The organism is Bacillus sp. FSL R5-0439 (genome assembly GCF_038008805.1).
Classification (GTDB): Bacteria; Bacillota; Bacilli; order Bacillales; family Bacillaceae; genus Bacillus; species Bacillus safensis.
Genome location: NZ_JBBOZW010000001.1, coordinates 1,618,999 through 1,644,017, shown reverse-complemented (window position 1 = coordinate 1,644,017; position 25,019 = coordinate 1,618,999). Strand labels below are relative to the sequence as shown.

At 41.5% G+C, this 25,019-nt stretch carries 21 protein-coding genes; all 21 read right to left on the bottom strand.

Annotation, left to right across the window (positions count from 1 at the left end; genetic code table 11):
• Positions 1–53: 53 nt before the first annotated feature.
• Complete coding sequence (locus tag NST59_RS08280) at positions 54–3,170, bottom strand: MMPL family transporter (RefSeq protein WP_341040555.1); 3,117 nt, start codon at positions 3,168–3,170, stop codon at positions 54–56.
• 311 nt (positions 3,171–3,481) lie between these two features.
• Positions 3,482–4,711, bottom strand: a complete 1,230-nt coding sequence (locus NST59_RS08275; protein WP_247544397.1) for an MFS transporter — start codon at positions 4,709–4,711, stop codon at positions 3,482–3,484.
• 101 nt (positions 4,712–4,812) lie between these two features.
• Complete coding sequence (locus tag NST59_RS08270) at positions 4,813–5,538, bottom strand: GntR family transcriptional regulator (RefSeq protein ID WP_039178693.1); 726 nt, start codon at positions 5,536–5,538, stop codon at positions 4,813–4,815.
• 164 nt (positions 5,539–5,702) lie between these two features.
• A complete protein-coding gene (locus NST59_RS08265; RefSeq protein WP_341040554.1) occupies positions 5,703–8,075 on the bottom strand; it encodes an FtsK/SpoIIIE family DNA translocase in 2,373 nt (790 codons plus the stop codon).
• A gap of 110 nt (positions 8,076–8,185) precedes the next feature.
• A complete protein-coding gene (locus NST59_RS08260; protein WP_341040553.1) occupies positions 8,186–8,422 on the bottom strand; it encodes a YlzJ-like family protein in 237 nt (78 codons plus the stop codon).
• Positions 8,419–9,147, bottom strand: a complete 729-nt coding sequence (locus tag NST59_RS08255) for a ClpP family protease (RefSeq protein ID WP_064498475.1) — start codon at positions 9,145–9,147, stop codon at positions 8,419–8,421. Before NST59_RS08255 ends, NST59_RS08260 begins: the two co-directional genes overlap by 4 nt.
• A 324-nt stretch (positions 9,148–9,471) precedes the next feature.
• Complete coding sequence (gene rnjB, locus NST59_RS08250; protein ID WP_012010007.1) at positions 9,472–11,139, bottom strand: ribonuclease J2; 1,668 nt, start codon at positions 11,137–11,139, stop codon at positions 9,472–9,474.
• Between the two features lie 171 nt (positions 11,140–11,310).
• A complete protein-coding gene (gene dapA, locus NST59_RS08245) occupies positions 11,311–12,177 on the bottom strand; it encodes a 4-hydroxy-tetrahydrodipicolinate synthase (RefSeq protein WP_039178685.1) in 867 nt (288 codons plus the stop codon).
• A 30-nt stretch (positions 12,178–12,207) separates the two neighbouring features.
• Positions 12,208–13,422 carry an aspartate kinase gene (gene dapG, locus NST59_RS08240; RefSeq protein ID WP_034662253.1) on the bottom strand — a complete coding sequence of 405 codons (1,215 nt, stop codon included), beginning with the start codon at positions 13,420–13,422 and terminating at the stop codon, positions 12,208–12,210.
• Between the two features lie 92 nt (positions 13,423–13,514).
• Entirely contained in the window at positions 13,515–14,534 is a 1,020-nt protein-coding gene (asd, locus tag NST59_RS08235) for an aspartate-semialdehyde dehydrogenase (RefSeq protein WP_024427010.1), read from the bottom strand.
• Between the two features lie 139 nt (positions 14,535–14,673).
• Positions 14,674–15,267 carry a dipicolinate synthase subunit B gene (gene dpaB / locus NST59_RS08230; RefSeq protein ID WP_058837664.1) on the bottom strand — a complete coding sequence of 198 codons (594 nt, stop codon included), beginning with the start codon at positions 15,265–15,267 and terminating at the stop codon, positions 14,674–14,676.
• The gene (gene dpaA / locus NST59_RS08225; RefSeq protein ID WP_047202196.1) at positions 15,264–16,166 is read right to left on the bottom strand and encodes a dipicolinic acid synthetase subunit A; all 903 of its coding nucleotides are present in this window, start codon (positions 16,164–16,166) and stop codon (positions 15,264–15,266) included. The genes dpaB and dpaA overlap by 4 nt, the downstream gene beginning before the upstream one ends.
• A gap of 122 nt (positions 16,167–16,288) precedes the next feature.
• Positions 16,289–16,561 carry a YlmC/YmxH family sporulation protein gene (locus NST59_RS08220; protein ID WP_024424130.1) on the bottom strand — a complete coding sequence of 91 codons (273 nt, stop codon included), beginning with the start codon at positions 16,559–16,561 and terminating at the stop codon, positions 16,289–16,291.
• 66 nt (positions 16,562–16,627) lie between these two features.
• A complete protein-coding gene (locus NST59_RS08215; protein ID WP_247544184.1) occupies positions 16,628–17,554 on the bottom strand; it encodes an aminoglycoside phosphotransferase family protein in 927 nt (308 codons plus the stop codon).
• A 73-nt stretch (positions 17,555–17,627) separates the two neighbouring features.
• Positions 17,628–18,857, bottom strand: coding sequence for a M16 family metallopeptidase (locus tag NST59_RS08210; protein ID WP_039178666.1), 1,230 nt, complete (start codon positions 18,855–18,857; stop codon positions 17,628–17,630).
• Between the two features lie 33 nt (positions 18,858–18,890).
• The gene (locus tag NST59_RS08205) at positions 18,891–19,844 is read right to left on the bottom strand and encodes a polysaccharide deacetylase family protein (RefSeq protein ID WP_039178663.1); all 954 of its coding nucleotides are present in this window, start codon (positions 19,842–19,844) and stop codon (positions 18,891–18,893) included.
• A gap of 124 nt (positions 19,845–19,968) precedes the next feature.
• Positions 19,969–22,086 (bottom strand): polyribonucleotide nucleotidyltransferase, encoded by a 2,118-nt coding sequence (gene pnp, locus NST59_RS08200; protein ID WP_024424134.1) that lies wholly within the window; start codon positions 22,084–22,086, stop codon positions 19,969–19,971.
• A 181-nt stretch (positions 22,087–22,267) separates the two neighbouring features.
• Positions 22,268–22,537 (bottom strand): 30S ribosomal protein S15, encoded by a 270-nt coding sequence (gene rpsO, locus NST59_RS08195; RefSeq protein WP_008354438.1) that lies wholly within the window; start codon positions 22,535–22,537, stop codon positions 22,268–22,270.
• Positions 22,538–22,677: 140 nt separating this feature from the next.
• Positions 22,678–23,643: a bifunctional riboflavin kinase/FAD synthetase gene (ribF, locus tag NST59_RS08190; protein ID WP_039178659.1), complete on the bottom strand. Its 966-nt coding sequence runs from the start codon at positions 23,641–23,643 to the stop codon at positions 22,678–22,680.
• A gap of 17 nt (positions 23,644–23,660) precedes the next feature.
• Complete coding sequence (gene truB / locus NST59_RS08185) at positions 23,661–24,590, bottom strand: tRNA pseudouridine(55) synthase TruB (RefSeq protein WP_144490540.1); 930 nt, start codon at positions 24,588–24,590, stop codon at positions 23,661–23,663.
• A gap of 68 nt (positions 24,591–24,658) precedes the next feature.
• Complete coding sequence (gene rbfA / locus NST59_RS08180) at positions 24,659–25,009, bottom strand: 30S ribosome-binding factor RbfA (protein WP_007499525.1); 351 nt, start codon at positions 25,007–25,009, stop codon at positions 24,659–24,661.
• Positions 25,010–25,019: the final 10 nt, after the last annotated feature.

Below are 25,019 nucleotides of genomic sequence, written 5' to 3'. Positions count from 1 at the left end.
GAGGAAAGGATAGGAAATAAAAACGCCTCTGCTCATAGCAGAGACGCCAGTCATTATTTCGTTCTAAACGGCCACCAATTCCATTTACCAAAAATACGAACCATAACCGGAATAAAGAGCGGCAATACAACAAAAGCATATAATAAAAGTCCAATGAGTACGACCGTTGCAATTTCAACAAGTGATAATACTCCCGATGGCAGCATAGCGGCGAACGTACCTGCCAAAATGGCCACTGCAGAAATAATGACAGAACCCATATTTCTCATCGCTGATATCATCGATGCTTGTACATGCTCTCCCTTCCATTCATTAAAACGATCCATGAGGAAGATGGAATAATCGATCCCGAGTGTCACAAGAATAACAAAGCTGAAAAATGGGACAGCCCAGCTGACACCATCGTAGCCAAAAAATGTTTTAAAGATCCATTCTGTTAACCCGATCGATGTAAAATACGTTAAAATCAGTGAAAGTGTTAAGTATATCGGCATAACGATTGACCGTAATAAAATAATTAAAATTATAAAAATACCAATTAACATGAAGATGACAGTTCGAATAAAGTCACCGTCAGACGTTTCTTTTAAGTCCACATTTAAGCTTGAGATACCAGATACACCGTATTTGGCATTTTTGAGTCCACTTACAGGTAAATATTGATCGAGGGTTTCCTCAATTTTTGCGACACCTTTCATCGCTTCATTGCTATATGGATTCACATTTAGGATGACTTCAAAAGTCGTTAATTTACGATCTGGAGACATATACGTATGAAAGATTTGCTTAAATTCTTGGCGTTTCAGCACTTCTTCTGGAATAAACCAGCCTGTTATTTCTTCATCTGGCGCTTGCTGAAGCTGCTTTAAGTAGCCGTCAGCCTCGGTGAAGCCGCTTTTGACCTGCTCAAGCCCTTCAATACTTTCATCTAATCCATCTGTTAATAATGTAAGTTTTGATGAAAGCTGGCCAAATCCTTTTTTGATGGCTTTTTGGCCGTCTGTCAACTTCTCTGCACCATCTTCAATTTTAGGCATTTCTTTAATCAATTGTTTTTGGCCCTCATTTGTTTGGTCAAGACCGTCATAAATTTGATCAAGCCCATCCATGAGCGCTTGCACTTGGCGTTTTACTTCTTTTTGCTTGCTTGATAAGGTTTGAATCACTTGATCTGCCTGCTTGATCTTTTGCTTAAAGTGAGAGGCTTCCTCTTCATATACACTCATTTGATCCCCTGCTTGATCAAGCATTCCTTTTGTTTCTTTGAATACTTTCTTGATTTCTTTATATTCTTCCATGTCTTTTACTTCTGGAAGACGATTTTCTAGTGCTTCAAATGATAGATTTTCATAAGATTTCTTTACTTTCTTAATGGTTGTCATCAGCTGCTGATTCGATTTCGCATGGCGTTCCAGTGTTTTCACCACTTGCTCTAGCTCTTGAATCATCGTTTCACTGCTGCGATATTCTTGCTCTAATTCTTTTTTCGCTTCTTTGATTTTACTTCGAATCGTACCGACGCCATCTTTACTGCGCCTCACCCCATCTTCTAAAGAGATAAGGGATTCCCTGACTTCTCCGATACCGCTTTTGATTGCTTTCGTTCCATCAATCAGCTTGTCAATGCCTTGAGCGGATTCTTCAATTTTTGGTTTTTGTTTGAGAAGGGCCAGATTTGTTTCTGTCAAGCCATCAGAAATTTTCCCGATTCCTTCATGTCCTTTGCCAAGTTCTCCTCCTAGCTCTTTCGCTTGAGAGGTGACATAAAGCTGGCTCAGTCCGTCTCCAACAGGGCGCGTGACACTGCGGACTGTTTTGACTTCGTCAATGTCATTTAATTTACGGGTCAGTTTTTCAATGATCACAATCTTTTTTTGATTATCTAGCTTATTGTCACTTTCAACAAGCACATTCAGAGGCAGCGCTTCACCAAAGCCAAATTGCTCTGATATCGTATTAAATGCAGACACTGACTCATACTTATTCCCAATTTCATTTAAACTGTTATAAGATAGGGTGCCGTCGTACATCAGAATAGGAGGCACCGTAATAAGAGCGACTAAACCTAAGCTGATCAGCGGCCTTCTAAATGAAAAGCGCCCAGCCCATTCCCACATTTTACTTTGCGGGTGCCGGATGTTTTCTCTTTTAGATGGCCAGAATAGAGATTTTCCGAAAACAGACATAAAAAAGGGAACGATGGTAACAAGGGCAATCAGCAGAACGCCCACTCCAACGGCAACACTAACGGCTGATTGATACAATTGGAATTTAGCAAATCCAATACTTGAGAAGCCGACTAACACGGCTAAGCCGCTGAAAAATACCGTCTTCCCTGCACATTGATACGTGACGATAATCGACTCTTTGACATCACGGCCTTGACCGATCTCCTCTTTAAAACGGCTTAACAGCAGGATGCAATAATCTGTTCCGATACCGAACATAATGGCTACCATAAAAATCTGAGTAAAATTAGATAGAGGAAATTGTGTATATTCTACAAGAAAAGCCACAATACACCGGCTGACAGCGTAAGAAATGCCTATCGTAATGAGCGGAACAACAGGTGCCAATATCGATCTGAAAACAATTATTAAAATAAAGAAAATAAAAATCATCGTGATAAGTTCAGTTTTCTTCAGACCTTGTTGAGAGCTTTTAATGACATCTGAATCCACAAATTTTTGACCCGTTATTTCATATGAGACATGATAGGGCTTTAAAACTTCCTCAATTTGTTCTTTAATCTTCACAGCTTTTGTTTCGTAGTGGTCGAATTTGAATGGAACAAGAAGTGTACTTTTATCTTTTGATAAAAGTTGTTTTTGAATGTCCGGATCTACATGAAAATATGAAGTAATTCCGTCAATGTGGAGTTCTGGGGCATGTGTCATGAGTGCAGCTAAAGCCTTTTTTAATTCCTGCTCTTTCGCAGGGAACAGATGTTGTTCGGAGAATACAAGCACACCTGTATCTTTTTTCCCGTTCTTATCTGATAGCTTATCCAATAGGTGAAGTGCCTCAGCTGTTGGTGTCCCCTCCGGAACCTTTAATTGCCCTTTTTCTCTTGTTAATTCCTCTAAATTGGGCGCAGTAATAAACAGAATCACAGCTGTTATCATCCACACCACTAATACAATCCATCTTGCTTTAATTATTTGCAACATAGCTGCTTCAAGCTCCTTCTAGTTCATCAATCAATTTGCTGTATTTGAGCGTGTCTGAAGTGCTGACTGCGTCTCCTTCAAATGGCAGGATGACCTATTCAATTGTCCTTACGTGTTGAAGAAACACATCTCCATCATCAGCACGCGAGCTCAATTTCTGCCTAAAGAAAGACAGAAAATGAATGTTTTTGAACACCTCCAATTTGGGATAATTTAAAAGATATTACTATACATTAGTTTAACTATCAAAATTTTACATGTCAATTTATAAAAAAGAAAAAAGATGGCAAAATGCCGTCTTTTTTCTATATTTAAACTGTTTTCAATTGTTCACTCTCATCCTCTTCATCTGGCTGGATGAAAAAGAGGACCAAAAATAGTGAAATGAGACTGCAAATGGTCGAGAGAATAAAAACAATGGAGTCCCCTTTATCCATAAGATAGGCAAAAATCGGAGGTCCTAAAGCAACACCGATAAAACGCATACTGCTATAAAATGACGTAATGGTACCGCATTGTTCTTTTTCAATTCCTTCTGTAATCAGCGCATCAAGTGCAGGCAGCACAATACCGATACCAACACCGCCAATGCTTAAACAGATAAACAATACGTAAAAGCTGTGATTCCACCATAAAAAAATATAAGAAAGTGATAACAAAGCCATACCTGCGATTAAAAAGATCCTCATTTTGCCTTTTTCTTTTCCAATCGTTTTTCCAGCAACGAAGGAACTGATTGATAGAAAAAGGAGCGGAATACTCAGCAGAAACCCTTTTTTGACACCTTTTATTTGATAAGCCGCCTCTAGATTATCGGATAAGTAAAAAAGCACACCAAAAAGAAGAAACATAATAAAACCGCCAATAGCAAAAATGGCATAAAGCCAGCGTCCCTCATGCTTAAAAATGGTCTTTGTTGCTTTTAAAAACTCTTTAAATGTAGGCGGGTCCTCCTCTTTTTTCGCCGACTCTACCATGAACAGTACCATGAGAAAGCTGATGGCCGAAAAGAACGGAATGAACCAAAACGGCACATACCAAAACCATGAAGCAAGAAGTGCCCCAATAATCGGGCTTAGGACCTTTCCCGCTGTGTTAGAGGTTTCAATGGCGCCAAGTCCCGCACTGACCTCTTCATCATCATGAAACAAATCTCCTATAAATGGCATAACAACAGGTGCCGCTCCAGCTGAACCGACACCTTGAAGGACCCTGCCAAGAAGGATCCACATATACGGTTCTTTCATGATTGTTGAGGCGACTGCTGCCACAGCCCCTCCAAGTCCGGCGATTAAAAGACACGGCAGCAGTACCTTTTTCCGCCCAATCCGGTCTGATAAATAACCGGCGATTGGAATACATAAGATTGCTACAACCGAATATACCGTAATAATGAGAGAGACTTGAAAGGAAGTGATCGAGAGTTTCTTTTCTATCTCTGGCAATACAGGTATTAACATCGAGTTCCCTAGTGTCATGATTAGAGGGACTGATGATAACGCAATGATATTCTTTTTACTGACTGTTTTCTCGCCCAACATCATTCACCCAATTCTATATACTGTTACGTATTAGTGTGGCAAGTTTGACGAGTATTATGTATGGCAAACAAAAAGCAGCCGCCTATGGAAGCGACTGCTTTTTAAAATCGTTTGCGTATGACATGAAAGCTGAATTTATCCGCTCGAAAATAATTGAGGGAGTATAAGACCGGCTGATCATCCTGATCATAGTGCATTTGTTTGAGTAATAATAACGCCGTTTCAGGGTCACAATCTAGAATCGGTGAAACCTGATCGTGGTAGCCAATTGGTTCAATGTCTGCAACTGCATATTTAATCCCACTGTGCGGTTCTCTTCCAAACAGCTCAAAAAGAGACTCTTCTTCATGTGTAAAAGAAGCGGGAAGGTGTTTGACTGGAATTTTATCTAAACAATAAACAACTGGCTGTCCATCTGCCGTTCGAACGCGTTCCATTGAAAAAATCCCATCAGATTCATCACACTGAAAACGAATGACATCATTTTCTGTTGGCTCCCCTTCTTGCGAGGATAAAAAGATGGTACCAGGCGTCATATTGACCTGCTCAATCATTTTCGTGACACTTGTCAGCTGTTCTATGCCTGTCGAAAAAAGTGGTCTTGAGTTGACGAAAGTCCCCACACCATGCCTTCTTATTAAATACTTTTCTTCTTCTAATATACGAAGGGCTTCACGCAGTGTCGCTCTGCTCACACCTAAAAGCTTTGAGAGCTCAAACTCAGAAGGCAGCTTTTCTTTTTCGGCATATACACCTGTTTGAATATCTTCTTTAATACGGTCAATCACTTTCAAATATAAATGGCGATTGTCTGTTTTGGTCGACATGTTTTCCCTCCGTCTAATCAATGCAAATGATAAGATGAGAAATCTCTATTCCGAGATAAGTTGAACATAACTATATCATGTTTTTGCAAATAAATAAATAGTCTGACATCCAGTTAACATAATCATACTATCGTTTACTGATTTTCACGAAAGCTCTCTTCAACTTATGAAGAGAGCTCGTCATATTGTTCTTTTGAGAGAAGAACCTCTCTTGGTTTACTTCCTTCATATGGGCCTACAACGCCTCGCTCTTCCATTGCGTCAATGAGACGTGCTGCCCGGGTATAACCAATGCGGAACCTTCTTTGCAGCATAGAGACAGAAGCCGTCTGCATGCCAATGATCAGTTCAACTGCTTCATCATATAGATCATCTTCCACAGCTGCAAGCTGATCCTGCGTTTCTTCGCTTGGAATCATTTCCTCTTGGTATTGGGCTTTTTGCTGTGTGATCACATGATCAACAACATGTTCCACTTCTTCATCTGATAAAAAGGCGCCTTGCACACGAACCGGCTTGTTTGCACCAACAGGTAAAAACAGCATGTCCCCTCTGCCCAGCAACTTTTCTGCGCCCCCCATATCAAGGATCGTCCTTGAATCTGTTTGGGAGGATACGCTAAAGGCGATGCGGGACGGGATATTGGCTTTAATGACACCTGTAATGACATCGACAGAAGGTCTTTGTGTGGCGATAATCAAATGAATTCCCGCAGCACGAGCCATTTGAGAAAGTCTTGTAATGGAGTCTTCCACATCAGAGGAAGCCACCATCATTAAATCAGCAAGCTCGTCTACAATGACAACAATATAAGGAAGCTCTGGCTGTTTGGCATCTTCTGTTTGATTCATTCGTTTAATGTAATCATTGTATCCTTCAATATTTCTTGTCCCCGTATGAGAAAACAATTCATAGCGGCGTTCCATTTCGCTGACTACTTTTTTAAGTGCTTGAGAAGCTTTCTTAGGGTCTGTTACGACAGGTGCCAAAAGGTGCGGAATGCCGTTATACACATTTAATTCAACCATTTTTGGATCAATCATCATCATTTTCACTTCATGAGGCTTCGCTCTCATGAGAATACTTGTGATAATGCCATTGATACACACACTTTTTCCGCTTCCAGTCGAACCTGCTACAAGTAAATGCGGCATTTTGTTCATTTCAGCAAGCACGGCTTCACCCGAGATATTGCGGCCTAAGCCAATAAGGAGCTTAGCATTTGGACGGTCATTTTGCTTCGATTCTAATACCTCTTTTAATGAAACCATAGCGATTTCTGCATTCGGAACTTCAATCCCGATGGCTGATTTACCAGGAATCGGCGCCTCAATTCGAATGTCCTTTGCTGCAAGGGCGAGTGCTAAATCATCACTTAGATTGACGATTTTGCTGACCTTCACGCCAACATCTGGATATACTTCATATTTGGTCACAGCTGGACCTAAATGAACCTGTGTGACTTTTGCTTTCACACCAAAGCTTTGAAATGTTTTTTCAAGCTTTCTTGCATTTTCATATATATTTTTCTTATCTGTTTGCTGACCTGAATGCTGCGGCTCTGCCAAAATATCAAGTGATGGCAATTCGTAATCTTTGTTTTCAAGTTCTGTAAATGTCATCGGCGGTGCCTCTTTTGGTTCATCAGCTGTATCTGATTGAACTGGTGCACTTTGCACAGACTCTTGAAGAGGCTCTGTCTCTTTTGCCGCCTGCTTCTTTTGAACGGGCGGGGTGAGAATGTCATCTCTGTCTGCAAAGCTTGAAATAATCGGCTGGCTATTCTCAGAAGACGGCGTTTCCTCTTCGATCAAGATCAGATCATCCTCGTCCTGTTCTTGAATGCGTGAACGTTTTTTCTTTTCACCTGTTTTCTGAGAGGACGCGCTCTTTTTCGCCTGCCTGATTCCTTTCATATCTTCAACAAACGCCTTCCACTGCTTCACCATAAATTGTGATACAGGAATCGTCACTTTTTTCACCATTTCCTGCAGGGATCGGTTTGTAATCAGAACAATTCCAATCAGCATCAGAACAATCGCCATGATTTGCGAGCCTGCTTGCGCAAATAAGAAATAAGAAGCAGCAAACAATACAGCTCCGATCATGCCGCCTCCTAAATCAGATGACCCTGTTTCACCTTTCATATCCATCAAGAAAAGCTCAAATGTATTTCTAATTACACTTTGAGAGCCAATGACGCCAGCAGATGAAAGATGCTGGAAAAGCTTCACATGTGACAAAAGCAAGATACTCGCAATGATGCAGTAGAGACCTGCTTTTCTTCTTGTCAAAATATCTGGGATTTGTTTTTTCCAGAAAATCGTCACACCAAAAAGAAATAATCCGATAAGGCAGAGAATAAACCATTCACCTGCAAAGAATCGGAATAGATGTACAAAGGTTTGTCCAACAACGCCCAGCTGTAAAATGGCAATGATCGCTATGGCAATACAGACTAACCCATTTAATTCATATTTCAGTTTTAGCTGTTTATTTTGTTTTTTTCTCGTTTTCCGTTTTCTCTTTTTAGCCATACTCATCACCTTACTACGAAAGAAAATATAACCTACCGAAAGATCAGAAAGAAAGCAGCCTGGTTTTGGCTGCATCTTGTTGTAAGTTTTCCCTTTATTATAGCATAGAATCATTCATATGAGTCGGTTTGATTGGTGCCTAAATGTAACTTCAATCGCTTGCCTGGTGCAAGCTCTTGATTGAGAAAATCCATAGGATTGGTGCTCATGACCTGAACGATTTCTGCTTCATCTTCTTTCATTTCAACCATCACTGGCACACCTTGAATGTTTACCTGCTGGAGTTTACGTTCTCCCCGTTCCTCAGCGTAAATGGCTTCATATGGCATAGGCGTATATAAAATCATTGGATCAGCCCCTCGTTTTGAGATGCCCTTTCTCCGATAAGTTCATTCAACTTTTTAATCGCTTGTCCTACACCGCCGACTTCATTCATGAGTCCGTATTCCGCTGCCTCATGACCAACGACATTTGTTCCGATGTCTCTTGTCAAATTGCCTTTGGAGAACATGAGCTCTTTAAACTTCTCTTCTGTAATGTTGGAGTGGCTTGTGACAAAGTTAATAACTCTTTCCTGCATTTTATCTAAGTATTCAAAGGTTTGCGGAACACCAATGACAAGACCTGTTAATCGCACAGGGTGAATGGTCATCGTGGCTGTTTCGGCAATATACGAATAGTCACACGATACAGCAATCGGGACACCTATCGAGTGGCCGCCGCCAAGCACAATCGAAACAGTTGGTTTTGATAAAGAAGCAAGCATTTCTGCAATTGCGAGTCCCGCTTCAACATCTCCCCCTACTGTATTTAAAATGATCAAAAGGCCCTCTATTTTCGGGTTTTGTTCAACGGCTACGATTTGTGGAATGACATGTTCGTATTTGGTTGTTTTATTTTGTGGTGGAAGCTGCATATGGCCTTCAATTTGTCCAATAATGGTGAGGCAATGGATATTTGTATCTTGCGGCAGCTGCGGAACGGCTGTTTCACCAAGCTGCTGTATTTTGCTCATAATGCTGTCTTTTTCTTCTGGCTTTCGCTCAGGCTGCTGTTCATTCTTTTCGTCCATTTGTCTCCATCCTTTCCTCAAACTCTTCTCCTATTATGAACAAATAGCCCATATTCCATCCGCATTCCTCACGCTACATCAAAAAAGCCCAAAGAGCTTATGCTCCTTGGGCTTAGCGTGTAGACAAACCCTCGCATTCGCCCGCAGTCCTGCGCTTCGGTGCTCACGAATGTCAAATTCGCTCCGCTCCGGTGCTCGTCCTTTCTAGACTGCAAAGGTTTTCTATCACGCTAAAAAGAAGACAAAGTGCTAAAATAAAGTTCATTTTAGCACTTTGTCAATAATCTAAAGCCCAAAGAGCTTATACTCTTTGGGCTTTTCTCATCACACTTCCATAATAATTGGAATGATCATCGGCTTACGTTTTGTTTTTTCATATAGGAATTGATTGAGAACATCGCGCATGGATTGTTTCAATGTTGACCATTCAACAATTGAGTTTTCCGTTTGCTCTTTGACAATCCCTTTGACCATTTCTGTTGCTTTCACAATCAGCTCTTCGGATTCTCTTACATAGACAAATCCTCTTGTGATGATTTCAGGTCCAGAAATTAATTGTTTCTTTTGTTTATCGAGCGTAATGACAACGATCAAGATGCCGTCTTGAGACAACAGGCGTCTATCGCGTAGCACGATGTTTCCGATATCACCAACGCCAAGACCATCGATTAAAATGTTCCCTTGGTGAACTTTTTCACCGATTTTGACGTTCTGTCCTCTAAACTCAACCACATCTCCTTTATCAATCAAGAAAATGTCGCTACGTTTCATACCTACTTCTTCGGCAATACGAGAATGTGCTTTTTGCATACGATATTCGCCATTCACCGGAATTAAATACTTCGGTTTTAGTAAGTTCAGCATAAGCTTTAACTCTTCTTGGCAGCCATGTCCAGATACATGCACACGTTTTTGTGCAAAAATGACTTGTGCTCCGCTTCTTGTGAGGAAATCCACTGTTTTAGAGTATGTGAGTTCTTGTCCAGGAAGTGGTGTAGATGCAATCACGACAGTGTCATCTTTTTCAATATGAAGCTGTTTGTGATTTTGCTTTGCCATTTTTGTTAAAGCAGCAAGCGGCTCTCCGTGGCTTCCAGCAGTCAGGATGACCACATCGTTTTTCGCCATTTTCTTCACTTCTTGAACGGGTACAAATAATTCTTCGTCTGCTGTCACATAACCAAGCTTGATCGCCAGCTGAAGGGTTGTCATCATATTCTTCCCTGCAACGGCAAGCTTACGGCCATTTTGATTGGTTGCATTAATGATCTGCTGCACGCGGTTAATATTAGATGAAGACACAGCAACAATCACACGATTTTCAGCATTGTACATCGCATTTGAGATTTCGTCTTGGACGAGCGCCTCAGAAGGTGTATAGCCTGGTTTTTCAGCATTTGCACTGTCTGAAAGTAGTGCTAAAACGCCATTGTTTCCAATTTTCGCAATCTCTCCGATGTCACAGGCTTGGTTAAGCGCTGGGGTTTGATCAAATTTAAAATCACCTGTGCATACGATTGAACCAAGAGAGGTTTTGAAGCTGATCCCAACTGAATCAGGGATGCTGTGATTCGTTCTAAAGAATGATACTTTTGTTGTTTCAAAAGTAATGACTGATTTTGCATGTACCTCACGCAAATCAGCTTTTTGATTGAAGCCATACTGCTTTAATTTTTCTCGAAGTAACGCAAGGGTCAGCTTCGTTCCGTAGACTGGTACAGACAATTTGCTCAAGCAATGGAATACGCCTCCGATTGCTTCATCATGTCCGTGGGTAAGAAAAATTGCTTTCACCCGATCAGCACGTTCTGTTAAGTAAGAGATATCAGGAATGACGACGTCAATGCCCAGCATTTCATTTTCTGGATGCATTAAACCTGCATCTACTACATATATGTCAGAGTCAATCTCAATGACATATAGGTTTTTTCCGATTTCTCCAACGCCTCCGAGTGCAATAATTCTTACGTTCTCTGTATTTTTCTTTTTCAAAATTCTTATCCTCCTAGTCTCAAGCCCGTCCATCATCGCTTAATGCTATTATAACTGAATCTAATTTTAGAAAACAAGATGAAGTCACATTTTAAGAAAGTGTTTATGTATAAAAAACGGTCATACTCAGGGACATCTGAGAATGACCGCTTACGAAATCTTTTGTTTTGATCAGCTGTTTAAAACGCTGCTTAAATCCAGTCTCTCTTCTTCTGACAAAGGCAAAAGCGGAAGACGAACAGATCCGACGTCTAGTCCTTTCAGCTGAAGAGCTGTTTTGACAGGCGTTGGATTTGGCGCTGAGAAAAGCTGTTTCATGATTGGAAGCAGCTTTTGATGGATCAATGCTGCATTCGCTGTTTGGCCTGAAGCATAGCTTTTCAGCATTTGCTGCATATCAAGCCCTACGATATGAGACGCAACAGAGACAACTCCTTTTGCACCAACAGATACAGCCGGAAGTGTTAAGCTGTCGTCCCCTGAATATACATCGAAATCTTCTGGCGTCTCAGCAATGATTTTTGTCATGGCATCAAGATCGCCGCTTGCTTCTTTGATGGCAACAATGTTAGGTATTTGCGCAAGCTTAATCGTTGTTTCTGGTGCTAATGAAGCGACCGTTCTTCCTGGTACATTGTAAAGCATGACAGGAAGAGATGTAGACTCGGCAATGGCTTTAAAGTGTGCATACATGCCTTCCTGTGATGGCTTGTTGTAATAAGGTACGACAAGCATCACTGCATCAACGCCCGCTTCTTCTGCTTTTTTCGTTAGTTTGATAGACGCATTTGTATTATTACTGCCTGTTCCTGCAATGATTTTACAACGACCATTTGCTAATTTGACCGATTGCTGAAAAAGAGCGACTTTTTCTTCATTCGATAAAGTTGGCGATTCGCCTGTTGTCCCTGCAACGACTAAGGAGTCACTGCCGTTTTTTAATAAATAATCAATGAGAATTGATAGCTTTTGGAAATCGATGTTGCCCTTTTTATCAAAAGGTGTAATCATAGCTGTTGCGATATTTCCGAAATTCATTTTTTTCACCTCATCATGATTCAATCACATTTATCTTGAAAGTTCAAACACTTCATGCAGGGCATTGACGGCCGCTCTCATGTTTTCTTCGTTCACTAACACCCAAATGGTCGTATGACTGTCAGCAGATTGTAAAATCGGAATGTTTTGCTCGGATAGTGCCGATACAATTTTAGATGTGACACCTGGTACACCCATAATTCCTGCGCCAACAGCTGATACTTTCGCACAATTTGTTGTCACAATTGGCGTATAGCCAAGATCTTTTAGGATCGACGTTGCCTTTTCAGTCATTGCACCTGTTACTGTATACACAATTTCACTCGGTGTGATGTTGAAGAAGTCGACACTGATTTGTGCGTTTGCCATTGCTTTGAAGACCTCTGTTTGTACGCTGTACTGACCTTCTTTTGCTGGAACTTTGATTTGCGTCACATCATTGACATGTGCAATACCCGTAATGAGGCGGTCGTACACATCATGGCTCATTTTATCTGAGTAGTGTGATGTAACGAGTGTGCCCTCATCATCAGAGTATGTTGAACGGACCCTCATTGGTACTTTTGCCTGCATCGCAATTTCGACAGCTCTCGGGTGAATGACTTTTGCCCCTTGATATGCGAGGTTGCAAATTTCCGTATATGTCACGACTCTCAGCGGTTTTGCATTTTCAACAATGCGGGGATCTGCTGTCATAACACCTTCTACATCTGTAAAAATATCAATAAAGTCTGCCTGCAATGCTGCGCCTAAAGCAGCGGCGGACGTATCACTGCCACCTCGTCCGATTGTTGTCACGTCTCCATTTTTCGCAGCTCCCTGGAATCCAGCAACAACGACAACATCATGTTCAGACAGTGCTGCCTCCAGACGTTCGCACTTCATGTCAATAATTTTCGCACTTGTATGCTCCTTATCTGTCACAAAGCCCGCCTGAGCTCCAGTCATCGCTACAGCCTTTAGACCGTTCTCGTTCAACATACTTGAAAACACAACAGCTGAGATGTTCTCTCCGCAGGAAACAAGCAAGTCTTTTTCTCGATTTGTCATATGCTGCGCGCTGCCGTAAAGCAGACCAAGCAGCGTATCTGTCGCATAGGGATCGCCTTTTCTTCCCATTGCAGAAACGACGACAACCGACTTATATCCTTTCTCTTTTGCAGATAAGATATGTGCAAGTGCCCTTTTTCTACCTTGATCATCTTTGACAGATGTACCGCCAAATTTTTGGACAATTATTTTCACTGTTTTCACTCCAAGTTCATTCTGACGTAACAGAAGAGAGCAGGCGAAAGATGCCTAACTCTCTTCTGTTCGTCCTCATCATCCATTGAATGTTAAACTAATTTTAATGCTTTTAAGCTTTCTGCAATTTGAACTGAGTTCCATGCAGCACCTTTAAGCAGGTTATCAGATACAATCCACATATGGAACCCGTTTGGACGGTCCAAATCTTTCCGAATGCGGCCGACAAATACGTCGTTTTTCCCAACAGCATCTGCAGGCATTGGATAAATTTGCTGAGACGGATCATCTTGCAGCGTAATTCCTGGTGCATCTTTTAGAATTGATTTGAGGTCTTCCACTGTTGCATCATTTGATTCTAGTTCGACGTAGACAGATTCTGAATGTCCCGTTTCAATTGGAAGTCTCACGCATGTTGCCGCTACTTCGAGCTCTGGCATATGCATGATTTTTTTCGTTTCGTTGATCATTTTCATTTCTTCGAATGTATAGCCATTGTCTTGGAATTTATCAATTTGCGGAATCGCATTAAATGCAATTTGATAAGGCATAACTTCTGGTGTTACATCTTCTTTATTTAAAATGGCTTGTGATTGGCTGTATAGTTCGTCAATGGCCTCATGTCCCGCACCTGATACTGCTTGATACGTAGAAACAATGACTTTTTTCATTCCATACGCCTGACGAAGCGGTTCTAATGCCGCTACCATTTGAATCGTTGAACAGTTAGGGTTTGCAATGATCCCTTGATGATCATGCAAATCTTTTTCGTTTACCTCTGGTACGACAAGAGGGATGTTTTCGTCCATACGAAAAGCACTAGTGTTGTCTACAACAATCGCACCTCGTTTGACTGCTTCAGGAGCCAGCGCTTTAGAAACATTTCCTCCAGCACTGAATAATGCAATATTCACTCCTTCAAAACTTTCAGGTGTTGCTTCCTGAACAGTGTACTCTTGACCTCTGAATGTCACTTTTGTTCCAGCAGAACGTTTTGAGGATAGTAGAGTAAGTGTATCCATTTCAAAATCTCTGTCAGCTAGTGTTTTTAACATTTGTTGACCGACAGCTCCAGTCGCTCCAACTACAGCTACATGCAATCCTCTTCCCATCAGTAAAACTCCTTCCGACCCATCCATGATTCTTTTCTTTCGGATGGCCATCCTATGACTTTTTACATTTTATTTTACCATAGAAAAGCAAGGCTTGAAGCATCTTTTTTGAATCTTTCATGATTTTCTAGTGAATCTATTATTCGTTTGGTCCAATTAAAATCGGCTGAATTTGTCTATGCTGGAGTGCCTCTTCTACTGTTTGAGATAGCAGATCCATATTTGCGACCATAGAGGTCGGTTTTTTGAATGGATCATCTTGGCCAAACGGAATAAAGAAAATATTCTTTGTCGACATCAGTCTCATCAGATTTGTACCATTTAAGCCTAACGCATCATTTGTTGAGATACCTAAAACGACAGGTCGATGATTTCGAATGGTCGCTTTAGCAGCCATTAAAACAGGACTGTCTGTCATGGCATTTGCAAATTTCGCCATTGAGTTTCCAGTTAAAGGAGCAATGACCATACAATCAAGCGGCAGCTTAGGTCCAAGCGGCTCTGCTTTCACGATTGAGTCAATCGCCTTAAATCCAGTCAGCTTCTCAATCCGCTCGATCCACTCTGCTCCCTCTCCAAATCTCGTATTCGTGCTCTGCACCGTGTACGACACTACTGGACGCACCTCTGCCCCTTCTTTTACAAGTGCTTCGATTTGCGGAAAAACGGCTTCATACGTACAGTGGGAACCTGTTAAACCAAAGCCGATTCTTTTCCCTTTTAATGTTGTCATGATTCCATCCCCCTTTTTTCCTCCGCAAGTTCACATAAAAGCCCGGAAAGCACTTTTGCAATGATTTGTCCTGCTGTCTTTGGTGCAACAATCCCTGGGAGTCCTGGTGCAAGAAGTGCCTTCACTCCGTGCTTTTGTGCAAAGTCAAAGTCTGTTCCGCCTGGGCGGGAGGCGATATCCAAAATGAGTGTCTTTGGTGTCATGCTGACGATGACAGATGAATCTAATACAAGACTTGGAATGGTATTGATGATAATATCAACATCCGTTACTTCTTCTTTTAACTGGTCCATTGAAAATGGATCAAGTCCCATCTCAAAGGCACGCGCTAAATGTGCTGTGTCTGCCGCCCCTACTTTTACGTCTGCCCCTAGTGCCCGAAATGTGCGCGCAATGGTGAGTCCTGTTCTTCCAAGTCCGAGAACAGCGACGTGAGACCCGTGAATCGTATAGTCCGTTTGCTGAATGGCCATCATGATAATTCCTTCAACTGTTGGAATAGAGTTATATATGGCAATATCATCTCGCTCAAACAGCTTCACAAGCTTCCGGTTCACCTGCTTTGCCAGATTGTCTAAGTACGTATTTGAAATACCTGAGTACAAGGTACAATGGGCAGGGGTTCTTTCTAAATATTTAGCTTCTAGCAAGACCTGCTCGTTTGAAAAAACTGTAGCAACAGCGCCTTCATCCGTTGCCCCTGATACTGGCAGGATCATACTGTCTACTTGTTCGAATGGAAGTTCAGACATTTTCAGCTTTTCAGCACCGATAAATCCATGATCCAGCTGATCAAATCCGACCAAAAACACTTTGGCATGCTGCTGTGACAACTTGCGAATAATTTCAAGCTGCCTTGCATCTCCCCCGATCACCGCAACCGTTAAACCGCTCAACATACTGACCGTTCACCTTCTTTATTTAAAAAAGTCTGTAATATTTTCTGAATCTCCCTTTCAGCATATGAGGAGAGGATTCAGCCTGTGAACGAATCAGAGAGAGAAAAGAAAAAGAGCACCCATTATTGTGGGTGCTCTTTTTCTCCGTGCGGCTGAAGTTCTTCAGGCACATCGAGAATGATCATATCTGATCCTATTTTTTGAATGTGATTCCACGGGACGCGGATGTCATTTCCTTGTTTTCGAAAGCCAAACCACTTCACGGAAGGTATAATGAGTGCTGTAATTTGACCGTCCTGTTCATTGATTTCAAGATCAGTTTGTCCAAGCACGCCAAGCCGCTCCGCTCTTTTAATATCGACAATCTCTTTTCCCGACAGTTCACTCAGCCTCAAAATCGCATCACTTCCCTTCCGTATCATATATGCATCAAAAGGAAGAAATAGACCGTCCTGCTCTTTTCAAGTTATGTGATGCGAGTTGGTATACCAAATAGGCTTAAGTTGATGAAAGTAATTATGATCTGTCAGCATTCTCTCCACTCGGTTCAACATGTCTTTTACATGTCCCGGATCATAGGAAAGTGTCCAGACAATAGAGGAAAAGCAGCTCATTGCTGTATAGATGGAAAAAAGAATCCAAAAATTATTTGTGGACTGCTTACTTAGGTATTCATCCAATTGTCCAACTGAAAACGGAATGCTGCTTTCTCGACTAAATAAGGACAATTTATAAAAGTCATGAACCGGGTCGCCCCAGTCGGATTGATCGAAATCAATCACACCAGCATACTGATTACCTTGTATGATGATATTCCCTAAATGAAAATCATCATGCTGGAACTGGTTAGGTCTCTCTTTTACATCATCAGCATGCGACTTGATAAAATCTAATACAAACTGATCATTGGGAAACGACAAGCCACTTGATTGATAAGCATGTACATACCGTTCATGTTTTGCCATGACCTTCTCATTCCATGGACGAACATGAGAAGGTGCATGACATGCATGCATCAAACTTAGCTCTCTACCTGCCCGCCTCCCGATCTCATACTGCTCTTCATTCGTGAGTAGATGGATGGAATCTCTACCAATCTCGCCTTCAATATAGGAGAAAATACGATAGGTACAGTTTAGTTCAGCACTTATTCCAATCTCAATCAATTCAGAACAAAGAATCCCTCGATCTTTAAACTTCCGCTGAACTGATGCTTTTCTTTTAAAGCGGGAATACGTTTGAATGTCCGATAATTTAAGCACCATCTTTTCACTAGATGATATTGTAACCAAAAAGGTACGATCTCCCGAAAAACCAGATGTCATTCGTTGGAAGGAAATAGTTTGTGTCAGAAGTGGAGAAAGCTGTTTCAGTTTTTCAAGTTCCATGAAAGCAGAACCCCTTTCTTCTTTACCTACAATAAAAACGGCAGACTGTTTTGAGTCTGCCGTGTTGTTTACATTATGATGGCTGATCACCCGTCGGACTAATAAGCGAGAGCGCGTAATCTTCTGTAAAGATGCGTTTAGATAAGTTATTCACGCCGTCTAATGTGACGCTGTTGATTTCGTCAATAATTTCATCGAGTGTCCGATGTTTGCCAAGGAGCAGTTCATTTTTACCGTTTCGGCTCATCTTGCTGTTTGTGCTTTCAAGGCTGAGCATAAGGTTGCCTTTCATTTGCTCCTTAGAGTTCTCTAGTTCTTTCTGCGTGATTCCCTCACGCTTTAAGACGTCTAATGTTTGTAAAATGGTCTCAGAAAGCAGGTTTAGCTGCTTCGCTCCAGTTCCGCCATAAATCGTCAGCATTCCATTATCTGCAAATGAACTGTGATAGCTGAAGACGGAATAAGCAAGTCCTTTGTCCTCTCTTACATCCTGGAATAATCGGCTGCTCATGCTTCCGCCAAGAACATTATTTAAGACGATTAAGTCATAGATGCCTTTATCTCCCGCTGGAAGGCCATTAAAGCCCAGGCATAGGTGCGCTTGTTCCGTTTCCTTTTTGCGTGTGAGCTTGTCATAATGAAATGCTGGGGCTTCGACAGGCTGCTTTTTCCCTTTTCCTTCATAAGAGCCGAATAGCTTTTCAACCTCACGAATAAAGGTCTCATCTACGTTCCCTGCAACAGAGATCACAACGCGGTCCGGCGTGTAGAATTCATCCATATATTTTCTAAGTGAGTCTCCGTTAAAGGTAGAAAGTGTTTCCTCTGTTCCTAAAATCGGATATCCTAATGAATGTTCACCATAAATGGCTTTGCTTAATAAATCATGAACGATGTCATCAGGTGTATCCTCATACATTTTAATTTCTTCATACACCACATTTTTTTCTTTTTTCAGCTCTTCTTCATCAAAAGCAGAGTGAAAGAACATGTCGCTTAATACATCGAGGGCGTAGCCAGCATGTGAATCAAGCACCTTTGCATAGTAGCAAGTATATTCTTTTGATGTAAAGGCATTCACTTGACCACCAATGCGGTCAAAGGATTCTGCGATATCACGTGCAGATCTTGTCTTTGTCCCTTTAAAGAACATATGCTCTAAAAAGTGTGAGATCCCATTAATTTCAGGTGTCTCATGTCTAGAGCCTGTTCCAATCCAGACGCCAATTGCGACAGACCTTACAGTGGGATTGTTTTCGAGTACAATTCTTACTCCGTTTTGGCAAGTATACGTTTTGACCAAGTTTTGCTCCTCCTATTCAACAAACAGATCGCATCACGGATGTCTTTTTTCACTTAGGAGGTCAGAAACCGTCCCTAATTCATATCCTCTTTCCTTGATTTGAGTGATAAGTGCGTCAAGACTTTTCGCCGTTGCATCTGTTGGATGCATTAATATCATCGCCCCATTGTGAATTTTCCCAAGCACCCGCTTTTGTAAAATAGCCGGTGATGGCTTTTGCCAGTCGATGGTGTCTACTGTCCACATAATGGTTTCCATGCCTTCTTGTTTGGCAAGCTTAACTGTTTCTTCTTTAAAGCTGCCGCTTGGAGGCGCAAACCATTTTGGTTTCTTCCCAAGGGATTCTTCAATTTGGCGATTTGTTTTCGTTATCTGCTCTAATGCTCGTTCTCTTGTCAGTGTGCGCATATCTGGGTGATTGTATGAATGATTTCCAATTTCATGACCATCTGCCACGATTTTTTTAGCAAGCTCTGTGCTTTTTTTCACCCATTTGCCTTCTAAGAAAAAGGTCGCCTTGACTTGATGCTTTTCCAGCGTCTTTAACATGTTGATTAAATGCTCGTCACCCCAAGCTACGTTGATGAGGAATGCATTCATTTTTTTATCTGGATGGCCTTTATAAATGGGCTCAGCACCAAGTTCATGTAAATGAATAGATGGTTTTGTTTCATTCAAAACAAGCAGCTTTTCATCGAATGACCCTTGTTTCTTCATTTTTTCATAAGAAGCATCGATATCAACTGTCTGTCCATTTAAGCCAGGTATCTTTTTCCACACTTTATCAATCTTAGCATTTTGCGCCTTTACTTCATAGTCAGAAGACTTCGATTCAATCTCCTGATATAAAATATCTTTTGAAACAGATGCTACCTCGGCATGCTCTTTCATTGATTCAATATATGTAACAGCAGCCGGCTGCTTCATCGTTTGATATGACACGAGCAGTAAAAATACAAACACAATGAATGGTAACGTTTTTTTCAATGGTTGTCCCTCCCCTTTACCACAAATTATGATGGGGAGAAACAAGCTAGAACTATTGTTAGCGCAAGAAAAGAAAGAAGCCTGGCACGGATACCTGGCTTCTAACACATTTTATTTGATCTCATTAAGACTGCTTTTCTTCTTTTTCCTTTTCTTCACGTAAAACAGCTTTCCGAGAAAGGTTCACACGGCCTTGTTTATCGATTTCAGTGACTTTGACAAGTAATTCATCGCCAAGTTTCACAACATCTTCTACTTTGCCCACACGCTCAAGCGCAAGCTCAGAAATATGAACAAGTCCATCTTTTCCACTGAAGATTTCAAGGAAGGCACCGAATTTTTCAATGCGTTTGACTTTACCTAGGTAAAGCTGTCCTACTTCAACTTCTCTCACAAGATCTTCAATGATTTTCTTCGCTTTTTGGTTCATATCTTCTTCTGTAGAAGAAATAAAGATTGTACCATCTTGTTCAATATCGATTTTCACACCGGTATCTTCAATGATTTTATTGATTTGTTTACCGCTTGGTCCAATGACATCGCGAATTTTATCCGGATTGATTGTCATCGTTAAGATTTTTGGTGCATAACGAGACAATTCTCCTCTAGAAGCAGGAATCGTTGACAGCATGCTGTCTAGGATTTCCATTCTTCCTTTTTTCGCTTGTTGAAGAGCTTCTTCTAAGATGTCTTTTGATAGACCATCGATTTTGATGTCCATTTGAAGTGCTGTGACACCTTTTGATGTACCTGCAACTTTAAAGTCCATATCTCCAAGTGCATCTTCCATTCCTTGAATGTCTGTCAGCACTGTGTAGTATTCCCCTGATTTCACAAGTCCCATTGCAATCCCTGCAACTGGTGCTTTAATTGGAACACCCGCATCCATCATCGCAAGTGTGCTTGCGCAAATACTTGCTTGTGATGTAGACCCGTTTGATTCTAATACCTCTGAAACAAGGCGAACCGTATAAGGGAAATCTTTTTCGGATGGAATCACCGGTTCTAGTGCACGTTCACCTAGTGCGCCATGTCCGATCTCACGGCGGCCTGGACCACGCATTGGACCTGTCTCACCAACACTGAATTGCGGGAAGTTGTAATGATGCATGAAGCGTTTTGATTCTTCAACACCTAGACCATCAAGAATTTGCACATCGCCAAGTGCACCTAATGTACAAATACTGAGCGCCTGTGTTTGTCCTCTTGTAAATAAGCCTGAACCGTGCGTTCTTGGCAGGAGTCCTACTTCTGAAGAAAGTGGGCGGATTTGATCTACACCGCGTCCATCTGGACGTACTTTCTCTTCAGTGATCAGACGGCGAACTTCGTTTTTGACAAGCTTATTTAATACATCTTTCGCTTGTTTAATCGTTGCTTCGTCACGTTCTTCTGCTTCAAACTTTTCGACTACAGCTTTTTTCACAGCACTGATTGCATCCTCACGCGCATGCTTCTCATGTACTTGAATCGCTTTCAGCAGGTCTGCTTCAGCAAGGGCTTTTACTTCGTCTGCTAACGTTTGATCTACTTCATATAAAGGAATATCGATTTTTTCTTTACCGACTGCCTTCACAATTTCTTCTTGGAATTCGATTAAGCGTTTTATTTCTTGGTGACCGTACATGATCGCTTCAAGCATTGTTTCTTCCGGTACTTCATCAGCACCAGCTTCTACCATGTTGATCGCATCTTTTGTTCCAGCAACCACAAGATTGATGTCACTTTGTTCAAGCTGCTCCACATTTGGGTTAATGATCAGCTTTCCATCCACTCGTCCTACTGTAACGCCGGCGATTGGTCCCTCAAATGGAATGTCAGACACACATAAAGCTAAAGATGAGCCAAACATTGCAGCCATTTCAGATGAGCAATCTTGATCCACACTCATGACGATACTAATAACTTGTACTTCGTTTCTAAATCCATCTGCAAACAGCGGACGAATTGGTCTGTCAATTAAGCGGCTTGCAAGGATCGCCTTTTCACTTGGACGGCCTTCTCTTTTAATGAAGCCGCCAGGAATTTTACCTACTGCGTATAGTCTTTCTTCGTAGTTCACAGTGAGCGGGAAGAAATCAAGTGGTTTTGGTTCTTTAGAAGCTGTTGCTGAGCTAAGCACAGCTGTATCTCCGTAGCGTACGAGGACCGCTCCGTTTGCTTGCTTTGCAAGCTGGCCAGTTTCAACTGTCAGTTGACGTCCAGCCCAGTCTATGGTGAAGACATGTTTCTCTTGTCCCATTCTGAGATAAACTCCTCTCTTATCGTAAAGTTTTAGTTAGTTCTTATTATGAACAAAATGATTTTCACATATCAATGTGAAAGCTGTATGTAGAAGGGTTTTTGCCATTCTTTCAACATTTTAACCATAAAATATTAGTGATTATACGATAAAAAAGCGGGAATCCTCCCGCTTTTTACGATTATCGACGTAAGCCTAGTTTGTTAATTAACTCACGGTAACGAGTTACGTCTTTATTACGTAGATACGTAAGAAGATTACGACGTCTACCTACCATTTTCAAAAGACCGCGACGTGAGTGGTGATCTTTCTTATGAGTACGTAAATGCTCGTTCAAGTTGTTAATTGATTCTGTTAGGACAGCGATCTGAACTTCTGGAGATCCAGTATCAGATTCGTGTGTTTTGAACTCATTAATTAATTGCGTTTTACGCTCTTGAGTAATTGCCATCCTGTTTCACCTCCAAATCATGTTAGCCCCATCTACCTCGCAACCGTCGGTGAAGTCGGCCTGCCAAGTAAGTGGTTTTAAAGCTACAGGAATTATCATACTAAAAATATGCTGAATTTGCAAATGGTAGAGCAGTTTTTCTATATTTTTTTTGTTTGCTTGTGTTGATCTTGAAAAAACTGAATCGCTTCTTCTTTATCTTGACTAATTTGAGCCGTCAGCTCCTGAATTCCGTTAAATTTACGTTCACTGCGTATGCGCTTGAACCATTGTAATTTAATCGGCTGGCCATATATTTCTTCGTTAAAATCAAAGAGGTTTACTTCAATGGCAGGCTGATCAGGTCGCTTTTCATAAAACGTTGGTTTATACCCAACATTACAAACGCCGTCATATACTTTGCCTTTCACTTCTGCTCTTACAGCATATACCCCTGTTGGCGGAATAATGTATTCAGCAGATAAGCCGACATTAGCTGTCGGAAACCCGATCGTCCGTCCGCGTTTGTCTCCATGGATGACAATGCCGCGAAGCTGATAAGGTTTTCCTAGAAGCTCGCTCACATATTCAACATCCCCATTTTTTAATGCGGAACGGATGAGAGTGGAGCTGACTTTTCGGTCTTGATTGGACAGCTTAGGGACGATGGTTGCCGTGATACGGCCTTTTCCATATTCATCAAACGTTTCCATTGTGCCTGCACCAAAACGGCCAAACGTAAAATCAAACCCCGCTACTGCGTGCTTCACATTCAATTCATCCAAATATTGATCCACAAACTCTTGAGGAGATAGAGCTGCAAAGCTCTCGCTGAATTGTACGATGTATAAATAGTCAGCGCCCAGCTGCTTGATAAAATCAATTTTATCCTCAAGCGGTGTAATTAAGTCTTTTGGTTCCCGTGCCTTTTGCAAAACATGTGATGGATGCGGATGAAAGGTCATGACCGCTAAGGCCAATCCTTCTTTTTTCGCAATGCTTCTTGCTTCATCAATGACTTTTTGATGCCCGAGGTGAACACCGTCAAAGTACCCTAAAGCCATGACAGACGGGACTTGATCCTTTTGATTCAATGTATGTGGGTGTGAAATATGTATAGTCTTCACGAGATGTCACCTTTTCTTTAAGATTGCTTGTCCTGAGATAAGATCTTCGCCGGCTTCATCAGGTTCGGTTTGGTCGGGTGCTTCATATATATCGCCAGACAACGACCTGAAGGAGCAAAAACAGCGACACGATCCTCCTCTGCGAAATGAGCAAATTCATCAGGCATTGGCAGGACTGCACCGTTTTCCACTTTACTTGCTAATGTATCATTTATCTCCCATTTCGGCAAATGATTGAGCGCACGCTCGATCGGAACAAGGTGCTCATCTACAGTTCCTTCCTCGCTTATCTCTCGCAGCTCATCCAGCGTGATACATTCATCAAGTGTAAAATCACCAGACCCTGTGCGAATGAGGTGTGACATGTGGGCTGGAAACCCTAGTTTCTTCCCGATATCAACCGCTAATGTTCTCACATATGTTCCCTTTGAGCATAGTACGGTGAATCTAAATGACACGCTGCCATCCTCATATGTGACAGGTGTAGTCCGCTCGATACGGTGAATGGTAATTTCACGGCTTGGCCGTTCAATTTCAATACCTTCTCTAGCATATTCATAGAGCTTTTTCCCGCCAATTTTCACAGCAGAAAACATGGGAGGAATTTGTTCAATGGTTCCTTCAAACTGCTTCAGCGCCGCATCAATGTCTTTTTCTGAGATCGGTTTTTCCACTTTTTTTTCTTCTACGATCTCACCTGTTTGGTCTTCTGTTGTTGTAGAAAAACCAATCGTGATTTCTGCATCATACGTTTTCGATTTATCTGTTAAGTATTCTACAATCTTCGTTGCTCTTCCGATACAAATAGGCAGAACACCTGAAACCTCTGGGTCGAGGGTGCCTGTATGTCCGACTTTTTTTGTGTGCAAGATTTTTCTTACCTTAAACACACAGTCATGAGAGGTCATGCCTCTTTCTTTATGTAATAAAAGAACACCATTTATCATCTGCGTTCTCTCCTTTCATAAACGATGAAAAAGGACAGACGATCATCGCCTATCCTTATTTCAACGTCTTATTCGTGATCTTTTGTGTTTAATTCAGCAATCAGGCTTTCAATTCGGTTTCCGTAATCTACGGATTCGTCGAATTCAAAATGAAGTTCTGGTGTTTTGCGAAGTCTGATTCGATTGCCAATTTCAGAGCGGATGTACCCTTTAGCCTTTGCAAGGCCTTTTAAGGTTTCCTCTCTTTTCTTCTCGTCGCCAAGAACAGAAATGTAGACTTTGGCAATTTGCAAATCACCGGATACTTCGACATCGGTTACAGTCAAAAAGCCGATTCTTGGATCTTTTAGCTTTCTGCCTAGGATGTCGCCCAATTCTTTTTTCATTTGCTCACCCACACGGGTTGCTCTCATACTCATGATCTTATCA